13 protein-coding genes are annotated in these 14,418 nt (G+C 51.4%); 4 read left to right on the plus strand and 9 right to left on the minus strand.

Going from position 1 to position 14,418, the window contains the following annotated elements; translation table 11 throughout:
* Positions 1 to 143: 143 nt before the first annotated feature.
* Both proP and VI01_RS07060 read right to left on the minus strand, forming a co-directional pair.
* Positions 144 to 1,583 carry a glycine betaine/L-proline transporter ProP gene (proP, locus tag VI01_RS07055; protein WP_045814554.1) on the minus strand — a complete coding sequence of 480 codons (1,440 nt, stop codon included), beginning with the start codon at positions 1,581 to 1,583 and terminating at the stop codon, positions 144 to 146.
* Between the two features lie 334 nt (positions 1,584 to 1,917).
* A complete protein-coding gene (locus VI01_RS07060) occupies positions 1,918 to 2,160 on the minus strand; it encodes a hypothetical protein (RefSeq protein WP_045814555.1) in 243 nt (80 codons plus the stop codon).
* Between the two features lie 199 nt (positions 2,161 to 2,359).
* Here VI01_RS07060 and VI01_RS07065 point away from each other — a divergent pair, with 199 nt between their 5' ends.
* Entirely contained in the window at positions 2,360 to 2,833 is a 474-nt protein-coding gene (locus VI01_RS07065) for a DUF1203 domain-containing protein (RefSeq protein WP_045814556.1), read from the plus strand.
* A 683-nt stretch (positions 2,834 to 3,516) separates the two neighbouring features.
* On the opposite strand, the gene VI01_RS07070 is transcribed toward VI01_RS07065, so the two are convergent.
* From VI01_RS07070 to VI01_RS07100, 7 genes are all read right to left on the minus strand, one after another.
* Positions 3,517 to 4,245, minus strand: a complete 729-nt coding sequence (locus VI01_RS07070) for a fimbrial assembly chaperone (RefSeq protein ID WP_045814557.1) — start codon at positions 4,243 to 4,245, stop codon at positions 3,517 to 3,519.
* Entirely contained in the window at positions 4,211 to 5,497 is a 1,287-nt protein-coding gene (gene stbD / locus VI01_RS07075) for a fimbrial usher protein StbD (RefSeq protein WP_045814645.1), read from the minus strand. Before stbD ends, VI01_RS07070 begins: the two co-directional genes overlap by 35 nt.
* Positions 5,498 to 5,533: 36 nt before the next feature.
* On the minus strand, positions 5,534 to 8,095 hold the full coding sequence (locus VI01_RS07080; RefSeq protein WP_052696973.1) for a fimbrial outer membrane usher protein: 2,562 nt from the start codon (positions 8,093 to 8,095) through the stop codon (positions 5,534 to 5,536).
* Positions 8,067 to 8,804, minus strand: a complete 738-nt coding sequence (locus VI01_RS07085; RefSeq protein ID WP_045814559.1) for a fimbria/pilus periplasmic chaperone — start codon at positions 8,802 to 8,804, stop codon at positions 8,067 to 8,069. The genes VI01_RS07080 and VI01_RS07085 overlap by 29 nt, the downstream gene beginning before the upstream one ends.
* Positions 8,805 to 8,864: 60 nt before the next feature.
* Positions 8,865 to 9,407: a fimbrial protein gene (locus VI01_RS07090; protein ID WP_045814560.1), complete on the minus strand. Its 543-nt coding sequence runs from the start codon at positions 9,405 to 9,407 to the stop codon at positions 8,865 to 8,867.
* Positions 9,408 to 9,425: 18 nt separating this feature from the next.
* Positions 9,426 to 10,124 (minus strand): LuxR family transcriptional regulator, encoded by a 699-nt coding sequence (locus VI01_RS25710; RefSeq protein WP_231638474.1) that lies wholly within the window; start codon positions 10,122 to 10,124, stop codon positions 9,426 to 9,428.
* Positions 10,125 to 10,773: 649 nt separating this feature from the next.
* A complete protein-coding gene (locus VI01_RS07100) occupies positions 10,774 to 11,673 on the minus strand; it encodes a LysR family transcriptional regulator (protein WP_045814561.1) in 900 nt (299 codons plus the stop codon).
* Positions 11,674 to 11,819: 146 nt separating this feature from the next.
* Here VI01_RS07100 and VI01_RS07105 point away from each other — a divergent pair, with 146 nt between their 5' ends.
* From VI01_RS07105 to VI01_RS07115, 3 genes are read left to right on the plus strand one after another with little or no spacing between them, the layout of a single operon-like run.
* On the plus strand, positions 11,820 to 12,539 hold the full coding sequence (locus tag VI01_RS07105; RefSeq protein ID WP_045814562.1) for a CoA transferase subunit A: 720 nt from the start codon (positions 11,820 to 11,822) through the stop codon (positions 12,537 to 12,539).
* Entirely contained in the window at positions 12,526 to 13,194 is a 669-nt protein-coding gene (locus tag VI01_RS07110; protein ID WP_045814563.1) for a CoA transferase subunit B, read from the plus strand. Before VI01_RS07105 ends, VI01_RS07110 begins: the two co-directional genes overlap by 14 nt.
* Entirely contained in the window at positions 13,191 to 14,375 is a 1,185-nt protein-coding gene (locus tag VI01_RS07115; protein ID WP_045814564.1) for an acetyl-CoA C-acetyltransferase, read from the plus strand. The genes VI01_RS07110 and VI01_RS07115 overlap by 4 nt, the downstream gene beginning before the upstream one ends.
* Positions 14,376 to 14,418: the final 43 nt, after the last annotated feature.

The following is a 14,418-nucleotide window of genomic DNA, read 5'->3' on the forward strand; positions in this document are numbered from 1 at the left end:
ATGACTGAGAACAGATCATAGTCGATATTTTGCGGTTTTCTGGCGCGAACAGATGGGTTTAAGAAATTATCGACGCCCTGCGCTTCGCTAATCGGGGGAGAGATAAAGATGAAAAAAAGGCGACCTGATGGTCGCCCTGACGTTTACGCCGGTTTATGTTGCTGGACTTTACGACCGCGCTGCTGACGAAATTTATCAATCAGCTTATGGGCTTCCGCTTTGGTGGCGACAGCGGGTGATGAACCTTTAAGCGGTTTACGTGCGGTTTCACTCAGCGTTAATACCGTTATCAGGCCGACAATCCCGGCTCCCATCATGTAATAAGCGGGCATCATTGCATTGTGTGTGGTGTCAACCAGCCATGCGGTAATCAACGGTGTGGTGCCGCCAAACAGTGACACGGACAAGTTAAAGCCAATGGCTAATGCGCTATAGCGAATGTCGGTGACAAACAGTGCCGGTAGCGTGGCGGGCATGGTGCCGCTAAAACAGGTATGTAATAAACCTAATATGGCCAGGCCGGCAAATACCAGCATCATATTACCTGAGCCAATCAGCATATAGCTGGGAATAGCCAGCAGGATTAATCCCAATGCCCCTAAGCCAATGACCGGCTTACGGCCCATGCGGTCGGTTAAATGTCCCCACATCAACGTTAATGGCATCATAATAAACATAATGACCATCACCAGCATCAGCCCGGATAATTCACTCATACCCAATACGCCGGTTAAATAGCTAGGCATATAGGCAGTTAACATATAATTGGACACGTTAAATAACAGTACCAAACCAATACATTTCAATAACGGTTTACTCTGTACACGCAGCATCTGCAACAAGCTCATTTGTGGCTTATTGTGCTCAAGCTCTTCGCGCTTATCCATATGCTCTTTAAATGCCGGCGTCTCTTCCAGTTTCAGGCGAATATAGAGACCAAATAAGCCTAAAGGTGCGGCGAGGAAAAACGGAATACGCCAGCCCCAATCCATCATGGCCTGATGAGGTAATAGTGCAATCATGCCGGTGACAAGGCTGGCACCGAGCAGATAACCCGCCAGTGTGCCGAATTCCAGGAAGCTGCCCATAAAACCACGGCGCTTATCGGTGGAGTATTCCGCGATAAAGGTCGCTGCGCCACCGTATTCGCCGCCGGTGGAGAAACCCTGCACCAGACGCGCTACCAGCAACAGGATCGGCGCGGCAATACCAATACTGGCATAGCTGGGAATCAGGCCGATGCAGAAGGTGCCGATCGACATCATGATCATGGTGAAAGCGAGCACTTTCTGCCGCCCAAAGCGATCGCCCAACGGCCCAAATACCATGCCTCCGATCGGACGAACTAAAAACGCGGCGGCAAAGGTACCGAAAGAGGCGATTAACTGCGCAGTGTTACTGGCACCAGGAAAAAAGACCTGGCCAATAATCACGGCAAGATAGCTATATACGCCAAAATCGAACCATTCCATGGTATTGCCTAGCGCAGCAGCGCTCACAGCGCGTTTGAGTAATTTATTATCAATAACCGTAATATCATCTACGGTTAAGTCAGATTGTTTAGAAATCGTTCCGGTGCTCATAAACCTCCATGAGTATAATTAGAGCGATCTTATAGCTTTCGCAGCCGAATAATTCACCAATGGAAATGAAAGCTATAAGAGGCTGAAAGGCGGACACCTTAGGAAAATTTTTTAAGATGTGCAAGTTTGAGACATATATCCTTGCATAAAAGCGTAGCGATGAAGGTATATTCTGTCAAAGTGATCTCAGGGTGAAATAATTGATTGTGTCGTGATGGAGGGGTTGGGTTTTATATTGCGCTATATTATGCGGTGACACTATGCTAGTGAGTCAATTATGCTGCGGTTATTCATATCGCATAAGATTCAGCTGCACAACGCAGCTGAAGGAAAATCATTTGAACAGCGCATTCACGATGGAGGTAAATACTGACCCTGTAACGAAAGCATGATGAGTAATATTGTCTTGGTTTTGGACATCCGCTAACCGCTTTAACGCCGCTTCTGGCGTGGCTGCTTCGACCTCATCATCTAACTTTTTATAGCCTTGTGAAATGAGTAAGACGGCGCTCTCAACATCGGAGCGTTCCAGTGTCGCAACGACCTCATCTTTTTTATAGAAGATGTAATCTGGCATGGTCAAATTCCCGTGTAAACATGCAAATGCAGCGTTTTCATGATTGATGTCGACTACTTTAGCAAACACAGGCTGATTGAGCTAAGGCGGTTAATGCAGTTGCGAGTGTAATCAATAATTCTCTGACCGTTTCCAGCGAGCAAGGAAGGGCTCGATAACGTTTACTGCTGATGAACCCATGTTAAGAGCAGGAGGCAGTATGAATTACATTATCAGCGGATTGAATAGCAGCGATTTCGCCCATTTATACGGACAGGATGATGAATATCTGGCGCAGTACAACGCACGCAGAGTGTTAGCTAGCCACAACTCGGCTTTGCCAGACCGTATTGGTTTGAAGGATGTTCCCTCGGGCGAGAACGCAATCTTACTCAATCACACTTATCTACCAGCGCATTCACCCTACCAGGGGAAGCACGCTATTTTCATTCATGAAGGCTGCACTCAATCTGGTCTATTCCATAACGAGATCCCGGAGTATCTCGTTAAGCGTCAACTCTCATTGCGGGCTTTCAATCATGAGCACTGTATTATCGCCGCAGAGTTGGCGACGGGCGATGCAGTGGAGCAAACAGTTTTAGCGTTGCTGCAGCGGCCTGAAACCGTTTATGTCCACGCCCATAGTGCGCGATTCGGCTGTTATCTGACGGCAATTCATCAGCAGCAAGGTTAACTCACTCTCTTACGGCCTGCACCAAAGCACTGTTCCTGGTACGCTGGTGTGGTGTAGCCGACAGCCAATAGCATCTTACCACTCATCCCGCAGTGCCGACCTGCTGAGCATCCTGATGGAGCGAAGCAGGTTTTTTCGTTAATTCCAGCGAATTGGACGATTCCTGTTATCGATAGCTGTTATTTGCCCACTCATTAGCCTTGAGTGGGTGCTGATAGGTGAACTATGTATTTATTAACAAAATGCTTTATTTTATCTGTGCTTATTATGATTGGGAATTGGTTTTTGAGTGGGGCCTGCATTGTTCCTGGCTTTATTGATTACACGCCGCAATATGAACTTTCTAAGATGATTGTCACGATAACATCGTTAACAACATTTATTGCGCTAGGTCTTAAGTTAAATAAATATATCGCGCGTAAATTTGATCTGACACGTTGATTGATGACCACTATGTATGATGGCTTGATGAGCACGGCCAAACCTTTGGCATGTAGTCGTAAATATACCCCTTTTCGTACTAATGTTTTTATCTACAGCTTTACCGCTAGATTTCCCCGATCGTGTCGAATGATAAACGAAGCAAGTGTGAATCGGGCAATTCGGGCACTCAACATCACGCGCATCATTGTTGCGCACCGAAAAAGCACGATAGAGTCTGCGGACAGAATTATTACCCTTGATTAATGGTCCTGTTCAAATGTGCGGGTAGTGAAACTCACTGGATTGCCCCTATCGTCAATAACTTCATACTGGACCGTCTCGCTGGGAAGTAAGGCGTGTGCTGATAATAGGGTTTGCTTTGTAAAAGGCGCCACCAGCACATCATCCACTTTGAGCTTATTGGTAATCTGTAAGCGTAAGCTCATATACCACGCGGTTGGATTTTCTAGTGTTAGCTGACGATCGTGCACGACAAATCGCAGCTTCTGCACATCTTCAGGCTGAGGCGCACCTAGCGCCGCCGGTCGGATAAAAACCTTAAGCCGCAATCGCAACGGCAACAGGATTTTTTGTTCGGCGCTGCCGGTTTGCCTGCTCAGCGCGGGAATCTGATAAATATTCAGCCAGTAAAGGCTCTCACGATCCTCCGGCAGTGACTGGCGTGAAGTGAGCACCAGACGAATTGCACGCTGCTCATCAGGTGCGAGTTTCATCATTGGCGGCATGGCAAAAATGGGCGCAGTACTCAATTCCGGAGACTGCATCAAATCACCGTCATCGCTCCAGATCTGCACCACGGAGGGGGTATCCGCACCGTTTTTTACATTTAGCGTCTGGCTGCTCTCATCGGCATTAAAAATGATGCGTGTTCTATCCACATTCACCACGGCTATGGCGTGAACGGCGAATAACAGGCTGCTCAACGCCAATGTGTTACTGAAAACTGACCACCACTTGCAACTGCGCATTGACTGTCCCTGCTGTCACTGTTTGTCCACTTAAGGCTTCGAGCGAAGCCAAAAAATCACCGCTGTAAATATTGCTGCTGCCGGAAGAGACCAGCGAGGTGAGATCGGTATAGGCATACCAGCCGCGCGTATTCCCGCTGCCGGTGCTGGCGAGGTTGGGCAATAAATTAATGGCAGAACCACTGGCGTTATAAATTTTAATGCCCACACCCGAGGCCACGCCGCTGCTGCCATATTGATTATCCAGCAGCCAGGTTAATCCGCCGCCGCTGGTGGTCAAACCTAACTGTGTCGCCTGTGTCACCGCATTGGGCTGATTCACCAGCAAGCCCATCGCGACATTGGCGGCAGTGCTGGTGGAGGTACTGGTGCTGGATCGCGCGCCCGTTTCGCACTGCAATGAGATGGAAAACGGTACCTGGCTGCTGCCGCCCGCCTTGAGCGCATTCACGCTGATGGTCGGCAACAGCACCACAGAAGGGTAGTTTTGTACTTCACACAGCGCGCCACGCACATAGGTCACGTTGCGATAAGTGCTCCAGGCGGCGGGCCAGTTGCCGTAAAATCCGTACCAATAGCTGGCGCTGTCCTGGCCTACCGCCAGACTGTTGGTGTCCAGACCTGGGCCTTTAAACGCAATGTAGCCGCGCGGCTGCGTCCACAGATCGCTATAGCGGTTATCGCCATTGGCGTAATAGCTGGTTGAACTGATTTTGAACATCTCGTACAGCACGTTGCTAAACGCACTGGCCGGAATGTAAATGTAGGTGCCGTCGGAGTACCAACTGTCAGCGGTAAACTGGCGTGACTTCCAGTAACGACTGTAGTACTCGCCGGTGGTCAGATTGGTCATGCGCACCGCCACGTTTTTCGCCACGTCGTAATAAGCCCCGCTGACCTCGCTGCTGGCGTACATGCCGGCATAGGCGCTGTCGCCGTTGGTAGCGTACATCTCATACAGACTGCCTGCATCCGCCACCGCACAGCGGTAGAGGATTTGATTGGGGCTGTAAGCGGTGTTGCTGGCGGCGCTGAGAAACGAGCCCACTGAACTCGCCAGCAATGCCCCTGCGGGCTGAAATGAGGTGCCGCTGTTAATACTGATTACTGAAGGCAATCCTACGTTGCCAGAGCAGGTGTCACAGGCACCTGTCCAGGAGGCTGCGGTATAGCCCGCAGCTTTAGCGGCGGCAGAGAGTGATGAAGCACTGGTGACTTTGATGCAATTAGCCCATGACGTCAGGGGCAGCATCAGCAGCACAACCAGGAGGGAGTTAATTTTCACTTGTTATAGCGTCCTGCAAATACCATTGAGAAGGATAAGCGCCTGTTGCGCCTTTCCGGTGATTTGATAATTGACGGCGCAGCGTTGAGTTTTGCCATCCCAGCTGATTTGCAGACTGCCGGAGTCATGCGGAACGCGCGCGTAAAGTTGGCTTCCCTGACCGACAACGCCAATCACGGTGTTGGAGGCATCACGCACTTCGGCGCCCATCGGCGGTGCCATCCCCTCGGTGGTATTCAGTGAAATCAACACTGCGGTGCCGCGTAAGGTGGCAAAACTAACCTGACTCACGGCACCAGCGTAAGGAACCACACGCTGGCTTCCGCCGTTTAACTCGGCATCGGCGCGCATGTGCAACGTATCAAGGCTGACCGTGTTTTCACGATAAGCAGTGAGTGAAGGCAACAGCGCATATCCGTTGCGGTCGATAATTGCACCTTGCCCATTTTGTACCGCCGCACCTTGTGCGCCCTCTGCATGGATCAACGCGAACGTATCGCTGGTGTAAGGCCCAGCGGTGAGACCGCCACGATGCAGCAGTAAAGTGCCAGACGTACCCAAACCGACCTGGCGATAGTGATCACCCTGGCCGTAATTGGCGCGGACTGCGCCAAAACGGGTGTTTTGCTGCAGGTTGCCCCCAAAAGAGCTCGCTTCTCCGTTGACGCCATTGCGGTAATGCTCAGTTCCCCCGTAGAGCGAATAGGAGAAATCGCGCTGTTCGCCTGCTGAACCGGTCAGTGACACCATCGAAGACTGGCTCTGTTTTGACTGGTTGTAGTTGTAGGCCACAGACGAAAGCCCCGCGCCCCAGTTAAGCGGCACTGAAATATTCACTGACAGGGTATTTTCGCTGTATCGCTGCTGGCGGCTGCTGTCGAGGTTATCGTTGACGCTCACGTTGAATTGTTGGGTATTCCACCAGGTGCGTTGACGCGCCACGTTGATACCGTAACTGATATTGCGCCAGCTATTGCTATAGCCGAACTGCAACTGGGTGATGCGTGACTGGTTGTTGTAATAGTCGGCCGTGCTGGCGCTTAAACTGACCAGGCCATACGCATCCATTGACTGGCTGAGTGTCGCCGATAAGCGATTACGCTGATTGAGCGAGTCTGAATAGTAGCTGATGTCCGCTTGTTGCTGGCGCCGAACCCCTAAGACATCCTGCAGGTCGCGAAATCCACGAGTCGAATATCGATAGGCGGCGAGTACCAGGTTGGTGCCAGTTTGAAAGGTTTTGCTGTAGCTCAACTCTGCACGCCAGCCCGAGGTGCGCTGGTCATTTTCTGCCTTTGCCTGGGAAAACGTGGTGTTGAGACCTAATGCACCGGCGCCGGTTGCCCAGACACCGCCCAGAAGCAACGCCTGGTAATCTTCCGCCAACCGTGAACCGAACGTTGCCGTCAAACTATTGCTCACGCCGTGCTGCATCACGCCTTCAAAGAAAACATTATTAACGGCGTAATATTGGCGGACACGGCCCAGGGCCAGCGAGTAATGCCAGTTGCCCGGACGCACCGAATCGGGAACCGAGGAGTAGGGCACCGTGAAGGTGGCGATTTTACCGTTGGCTTCAATCACCTCAACCTCAAAATCTCCCTGGCTGCGAGTGTTGTTGAGATCATCAATGATAAACGGGCCAGGCGGCACCACCGTCTCATAGATCACTTTGTTCAACTGTTTCACGACCACACGGGCGTTAGTGGTGGCGATGCCGCGGATTTCAGGAGCGTAACCGCGCCTGCCTTGCGGCCACATACGTTCGTCAGTGGCAAGTTTCAGGCCATTAAATGGCAGACTGCCAAACAACGAACTGTCAGTGTAACTATCGCCAAGGGAGATCTGGCTATTGATCGACGCTAACGGCCGTTGCACCCAGGTTCGCACCTTGTTGTAGCGATAGCTGCTGCCAGCCAGACTGCTGCTGAGGTAGCGAAGATTGCCCTGATGACGCAACTGCCAGGTGGCGATGTTGGTGCCTGCGGTGAGCCCGCTCCACAGGTATTGATAGCGGTAGGCGGCAGCACTGTTTTCTGTCCAGGTGTAATTGGTGTTATGGCGCAGGAACAACGCCGTCATCCCGGCATCCCACTGTTCGGGTGGAATATAGCCACGTGGCGTGCGGTTAAGCGCTGACAGGGGCAAGGTGATATTCAGGCGTAATGCGGCGGCATCAAAATCCCAGTTGCCTTGCGGCGTCCAGTCGCTAAGGGGAGCGCATTGATGAGCTATTTGCCTCGTGATGTTTTTTAACTGCATCTGCTTAATCAACGCAAAGGGCAAGCACGGCTCTACCGCTTTCCCTTGTGCGGAGGGCAAAAATTCCAGCTTCACGCTGGATGACACGAGTCTATTATTTAAATAAACGTCGACCAGATAATGGCCCGCCGGCAACTCGCTTTGGTTAAATTGCGCGATGTTTTGACCGAAAGCCGAGCCTTTAAACAGTGACGGGTCAAAATAATATTCATCGCTATAGACGGGCGTTGAACAATAGAATGAAACGGTCAGCACGAATAAGGGGAGTTTCAATTCACTGGGAGTTGATGGGGTAACTTTCACTTATTCTGGCTCCCTGATCGTTAATCGCGTCGAGTTTGACGCTGCCTACACCCTGTAAGCGTTGTTTGGTATGACTGAACCAGCAGGTATGTGTGGAAAAGGGGGCAACCATCACGGGTTCGCACTCAACGTTTTTCCCCATCATGCGTATCGAAATAGCGACGAATGAAGCATGCCAGGGCTGCGCATTATCGATCTGCAGTCCGCTGCCTCTATGAGGATCAGAAAGAGTACGGACTTTTATGCCGTTTAAAATATTTCCCGGTTTGCCTATAGCCGCAGGGCGATAAAAAAATTTCACCCGATTGCGCAGCATCACCGTCATGGCATTTTTATCTGCGGCAGCCTGTGATGTGGGCGGAATTTGCAGCATGTTAAACCAGTAAACGGACTCTCTGTCCTGCGGCAGTTTCTCTGACTGGCTCAGGACAATACGCGCGACCTGCCCTGATTTCGGCTGAATACGAAATACCGGTGGAGTGGTAATAAAGGGTACGCGATTAATCTGCTGTGGTTCGGCATCCATATCGCCATCATCAAACCAGGTCTGAATAACATAGGGAATGTTATCGTCATTTTTAAATTGAATATTGATGGAGCTGGCTGGCGCCGGATAAATAATCCGACTGCCCAACAGCGTGACGCTTGCAGTCGCCGTCGCTGACATTGTGCTAAGCAATAAAGCACCAAAAATATTTCGTAAATACATACGCAGGGTCTCGTGGAAATCTACGTACGCCCGAATAGCCGGGCGCACGCTGAGGATTTATTATTGGTAAGTCACCGCGTATTGTAATGAAGCAGCCACGGTACCCGCGGCCGCGACGCCATTGGCATAATATTGTGCGTTATAGGTTGCTGAAGATTCGGTTTCATCAGCGGCAAGGGTCAGGTCGCCATCGCCGGTATAGCCTCCCGTCAGGTTGATCACGGCGTCTTTGCTATCCACCAGCTGGACTTCAACATTCTGCGCAGTACCGGTGTTGGCCAGGTTGCCATTGGCCGTCACGTTATTACCGACAAATACTGTTGAAATTTTTGTCGATGAAGCGGAGTTAGCGGTGCATCCGGTCAAACCGACTGTGAAGGCCGTCTGTCCGGCAACATTACCACTGGCCGACAGATCGGATTTGCTCACGGTGGGCATCAGCACCACCGGTGAGGCCGCATTGCCATTCACCGATATGGAACAGGTTTCATCAGCGACTTCACCCTGGAAGTTAATGGTGTTATCGGAAGCTGCACCTGCAGAGGCCGAGAACAGTACACTGGTCATAACCAGTGAAAGCAGTGTTTTATGTGTTTGCGTCATTTCGTTTAATCCTTTTACTTAGTGACCCGAGATCAGCTGATTAAGGCTGGTACCGGTCTTCCGTCGAATCGAATCTTTGATGTTGTAGATCTTTTTCATCTCATGGTTCATTGCTATCGAAATGGCAGAAAGTGAATTCCCTTTTAAGGCTAAATCCAGAAAGGTGACTTCCTCATTCGACAGTGCGTTAACTCTCCTTGTTGTGCCTCCTTTTAAACCATAATAGGTACTGTTAATCACCTTCTTGATATCCTCCAACCGATCTTCACAATAAATAACCGAGTGGATTCCCTCTCTCTTTATCCAATGTGCAGCCAGAGCAGCCAGTGGACGATCGGAGACTAAAATGATTGTGAGTCCGGTGGATTTCAAATAATCAATCCAGTTTTTATTGGTGAGATAACGTAAGTTTTCTCGCGAAAAATCAACGAATATACATCCCCGGCAAAACACACTTTCATAGCGACCGGCCACTAATGACAACACACCTTTAATCAGGTAATGGTTGTTCCCCGGCCAAATCGCAATTTTCTGTATCGGGCAGCGATTAAGAATATCGTTGTTTCGGTTCGTCAGCTGGCAGCCATATTTACAACTGGCACAGCGTAAGTCCTCTCGTGTTGTATTTTTCATAACAAACTCATCCGCTCCTGTAAGAGCTGCGGATATCCTGGCAGGATAGTTGTTCTTATTCAACGAGTTAAGAAATTCAGTCATTTCCTGTCCTCAGAAAAGTCTTAGGTTGTACGGGATGGCGTTTTTTTAAAATGTCATTGTCTTTTCTCCACTTGGCATGCCAGTCATCGCTTCATACCTCTATCGAGTTAAGAACTTTCTAAATCCTCCAGGATTAATGGTGAATATCAGTGGTTAAGATCAAAAATCAGATAGCATTAATTGCTAAATAATTTAATCTTCGTCAGTGATTAACCGGGTTATCTTCAATGTGATATGTGGTTTTTTGGGTTTTTAATTGGGGGTTTAATGTAATGAAAACTGCCTCTAATCTATGAAGTGTGATGCGGCGAGGTAATTGAGTAATGAATTTCACCTTGCAGAAGGGGGTATTTTTTCTCTTAAGAATATTCTTACATCTAAAACGGGGCGGATTTGATCCTAAAATGTCCGGTCGGGGGTGTTTTATGACATGCCATTAGCAAAATGGTGACTGCTTTGGTTAATGTAATTAATCAAATAAGATGAAGGCTCTGACCCTTAACCTTGATTTATCGATGAATTATTTTGCTTTTTTAAATCAATTGTTAATCGCGGGTGTTCATATCAATCATAATGAATGACCTGTTTTCCTGGCAGGAAAACGAAACAAATATTGTCTGGTTGAGGCTATGTTGTGAATTAAACGACATTACAAGTCGGGCCAGCGACATTCGTCACGCATGGTTTGCGCTAATGCGGAGGCAGCGTGGGAAAGCTGGTGCTGTTTCAATCGCAAAATACCCACTCGTCGCTCAATGTGTGGCGCGACCAGCGGTACACAAACCGCGCCGAGTTCTCGCATCTGCTGAATGCAGAGTGCAGGTACGGCGCTAGCTCCCAAACTATTGGCGACCATTTTTCCCACGGTGACCAATTGATGACTCTCGTAAGCAACGTCGAGTCTTCTGCCTGCCTGAGCCAGTGACTGCTCAAGCAGCAGACGCACCGCTGAAGGGCGTTGCAACGTAATGAAATCCAGATGCAGCAGTTCACGCCAGCTCAGCTGTGGCTTATCCGCTAACGGGCTATCAGCGGGCACCACGGCAACAAAGCGGTCGCTGCCCAGCGGGGTGAAGTGCAGCGCATCGGCCAGTTCGGGTTCAAAGGCGACGCCCATCTCCACGCGCCCCTCCTGCACCATCTCCAGCACTGTCTCATTAATCACGTCATGCACCGAGATATTGACGCCAGGATAGCGCTGACGAAAGGCCTTCAGCACCGCAGGCAGCAGGTTGCCAGCAAACGAGGGCATGGCGGCAATCGACACTTTTCCCAGCTGCAGCGTGAAGCGCAGATGCATCGCCTCTTCGGCATTCTCCCAATCCGCCAGCAGCCGTCGCGCCATCGGGAAAAAGATCTCACCTTCCGGGGTCAACGAAACATGGCGCGTGGTACGCATAAATAACGGTCCGCCCAACGCTTCTTCAAGTCCGCCGATCGCCAGGCTTAACGCCGGTTGCGAAATCGCCAGGCGTTCGCTGGCTTGGGCAAAACTCAAAGTGTGAGCGACCGCTAAGAATGCACGTAACTGCTTGATAGTCATTTTCATTTTTTAATTTGTTAACTTTATGTAAAACAACGATTAACGGAATATTAATAAAAAAAATAAATGAAAAGCCAATAAAAACAAAATTAACAAATCATTTTTGTGACGCGAGGATGGCTTTATTCAGTGAGCTGAGGAGATGTACAGCAATGGCAGGATTGGATAAACGCGTCACCAGTTATCAGCAGGCGCTGGCCGGATTGCAAGATGGCATGACACTGCTGGCGGGGGGATTTGGTCTGTGTGGTATTCCAGAAAATCTCATCGCCCAGATCCGCCAGCAGGGGATAACGGGACTGACCGTGGTCTCGAACAACTGTGGTGTGGATGGATTTGGCCTCGGCCTGCTGCTGGAAAATCAGCAGATTAAAACCATGATCGCCTCTTACGTCGGCGAAAACGCGCTGTTTGAACAGCAGATGCTCAGTGGTGAGCTGGAGGTGATTCTCACGCCGCAGGGCACGCTGGCAGAAAAAGTGCGCGCAGGCGGCGCCGGTATACCGGCATTTTACACCGCCACCGGCTACGGCACGCCCGTGGCGGAAGGCAAAGAAGTCAGAGAGTTTGATGGACGGCATTACATCCTTGAGCAGGCAATTCGCGGAGATTTCGCCATTGTGAAAGGCTGGAAAGCGGATTGGTATGGCAATGTCATCTATCGTCACACCGCGCAGAATTTCAACCCACTGATGGCGATGGCTGCCCGCGTCACCGTGGTTGAAGTTGAAGAGATTGTGGCGCCGGGTGAGCTGGACCCGGCCGCGATCCATACGCCGGGCATTTATGTTGATCGCCTGATTCAGGGCAACTTCGAAAAACGCATCGAGAAACGCACCCTGAGTGAAGGAGGTGCACATGCTCACGCGTGAACAAATGGCGCAGCGCGTGGCTCAGGAGCTGCGTGATGGCGATTACGTCAATCTTGGTATTGGTATGCCGACGCTGGTCGCCAACTACGTACCTGAGGGGATGGACGTGATGATGCAGTCGGAAAACGGTTTATTGGGCATGGGGGCGTTTCCCACTGAAGCTGAACTGGATGCCGACATGATCAACGCGGGCAAACAAACCGTGACCGCACGCAAAGGTGCGGCAATCTTCGATTCTGCACAGTCCTTCGCCATGATTCGTGGGGGGCATGTTGATCTGACGGTGCTGGGCGCGCTGGAAGTGGACGTCAACGGCAATATCGCGTCGTGGATGATCCCCGGAAAAATGGTCAAGGGCATGGGCGGTGCAATGGATCTGGTGGCGGGTGCGGAAAACATCATCGTGATGATGACGCACGCTTCTAAGCATGGTGAATCAAAGCTGCTGTCCGAATGCACCTTGCCGCTCACCGGCGTCGGTTGCATTCGAAAAGTCATTACTGAACTGGGCTGGCTGGAAATTGTAGAGGGCGCTTTTGTGCTGCGTGAGTATGCGCCGGGCGTCTCGATCGATGAAATCCGTGCAAAGACGGCCGGGCAATTACGCATCGCTGATGATGTTCGTGAAATGCGTTTATCCCAGGAGGCACTATGAACGAATGTGTGATTGTCGCAGCCACCCGTACGCCAATCGGCCGTTTTCATGGTGCTCTCGCGTCTCTTACCGCGGCGTCGCTGGGCCAGCAGGTGATCGCAGCCCTGCTGAAACAGACCGCGCTCGATCCCGCGCTGATCGATGAGGTGATGATGGGGCAGGTGCTCACCGCCGGATGCGGGCAAAACCCCGCGCGGCAGGCGGCCGTAGCGGCGGGTGTGCCTTATAGCGTCCCTGCCAGCACGCTGAATATGGTGTGTGGCTCGGGATTAAAAGCGGTGATTCTGGCGGCGCAGGCGATTCAAAGCGGTGCCGCTGACATCATCATTGCGGGCGGTCAGGAGAGCATGAGCCAGTCGCCTTATTTGCTACCGGACGCGCGTGGCGGCTGCCGTCTGGGGCACAGTCAGCTGATGGACAGCGTGATCCACGATGGTCTGTGGGATGCGTTCAACGATTATCACATGGGGATCACCGCCGAGAATCTGGCCGAAGAATATGGCATCAGCCGTGCCGATCAGGATGCCTTTGCCTTGCAATCCCAGCAGAAAGCGATGGCGGCACAGCAACAAGGCGTTTTTCGTGCCGAAATCACGCCTGTCACGGTGGAACAGGGCAAAGGTGAAACGCGGGTGATCAGTGAAGATGAACAACCGCGCGCGGACAGTTCAATTGAGCGACTGGCGCGCCTGCATCCGGCGTTTAAAAAGGACGGCAGCGTCACCGCTGGCAATGCTTCCAGCCTGAATGATGGTGCAGCCGCCGTGCTGCTGATGTCCGCATCGCGCGCTGCCGCATTAGGGTTGCCGGTGCTGGCGCGATTAACCGGAAGCGGCATTGCAGGAGTGGATCCGGCAGTGATGGGCATTGGCCCGGTGGCCGCCAGCCGCAAAGCCCTTCAGCAGGCGGCATGGACGCTGGATCAAGTGGATTTAATCGAAGCGAACGAAGCGTTTGCCGCGCAGGCACTGGCGGTGGGCAAAGCGCTCCACTGGCAGCCGGAGCGCGTCAATGTCAACGGCGGTGCGATTGCGCTGGGCCATCCGATTGGTGCCTCCGGCTGCCGCATTCTGGTGACGCTCATTCATGCCTTGCAGCAGCGTGAGCTGAAGCGCGGTCTGGCAACGCTGTGTGTGGGTGGCGGCATGGGCGTCGCTCTGGCAGTTGAACGCCCGGATTGAGGCGGAGCGGTTCCCATTTTTGGCAATGTTTTTACCTTCAACC

The sequence above is a fragment of the Pantoea sp. SM3 genome (assembly GCF_000963995.1).
GTDB lineage: Bacteria > Pseudomonadota > Gammaproteobacteria > Enterobacterales > Enterobacteriaceae > Pantoea > Pantoea rwandensis_B.

Bases quoted from the DNA above. Each gene is read 5' to 3' on its own strand.
- proP (WP_045814554.1), bottom strand. From the start codon at position 1,583: ATGAGCACCGGAACGATTTCTAAACAATCTGACTTAACCGTAGATGAT.
- VI01_RS07060 (WP_045814555.1), bottom strand. From the start codon at position 2,160: ATGCCAGATTACATCTTCTATAAAAAAGATGAGGTCGTTGCGACACTG.
- VI01_RS07065 (WP_045814556.1), top strand. From the start codon at position 2,360: ATGAATTACATTATCAGCGGATTGAATAGCAGCGATTTCGCCCATTTA.
- VI01_RS07070 (WP_045814557.1), bottom strand. From the start codon at position 4,245: ATGCGCAGTTGCAAGTGGTGGTCAGTTTTCAGTAACACATTGGCGTTG.
- stbD (WP_045814645.1), bottom strand. From the start codon at position 5,497: ATGCTGCCCCTGACGTCATGGGCTAATTGCATCAAAGTCACCAGTGCT.
- VI01_RS07085 (WP_045814559.1), bottom strand. From the start codon at position 8,804: ATGTATTTACGAAATATTTTTGGTGCTTTATTGCTTAGCACAATGTCA.
- VI01_RS07090 (WP_045814560.1), bottom strand. From the start codon at position 9,407: ATGACGCAAACACATAAAACACTGCTTTCACTGGTTATGACCAGTGTA.
- VI01_RS25710 (WP_231638474.1), bottom strand. From the start codon at position 10,124: ATGACTGAATTTCTTAACTCGTTGAATAAGAACAACTATCCTGCCAGG.
- VI01_RS07100 (WP_045814561.1), bottom strand. From the start codon at position 11,673: ATGAAAATGACTATCAAGCAGTTACGTGCATTCTTAGCGGTCGCTCAC.
- VI01_RS07105 (WP_045814562.1), top strand. From the start codon at position 11,820: ATGGCAGGATTGGATAAACGCGTCACCAGTTATCAGCAGGCGCTGGCC.
- VI01_RS07110 (WP_045814563.1), top strand. From the start codon at position 12,526: ATGCTCACGCGTGAACAAATGGCGCAGCGCGTGGCTCAGGAGCTGCGT.
- VI01_RS07115 (WP_045814564.1), top strand. From the start codon at position 13,191: ATGAACGAATGTGTGATTGTCGCAGCCACCCGTACGCCAATCGGCCGT.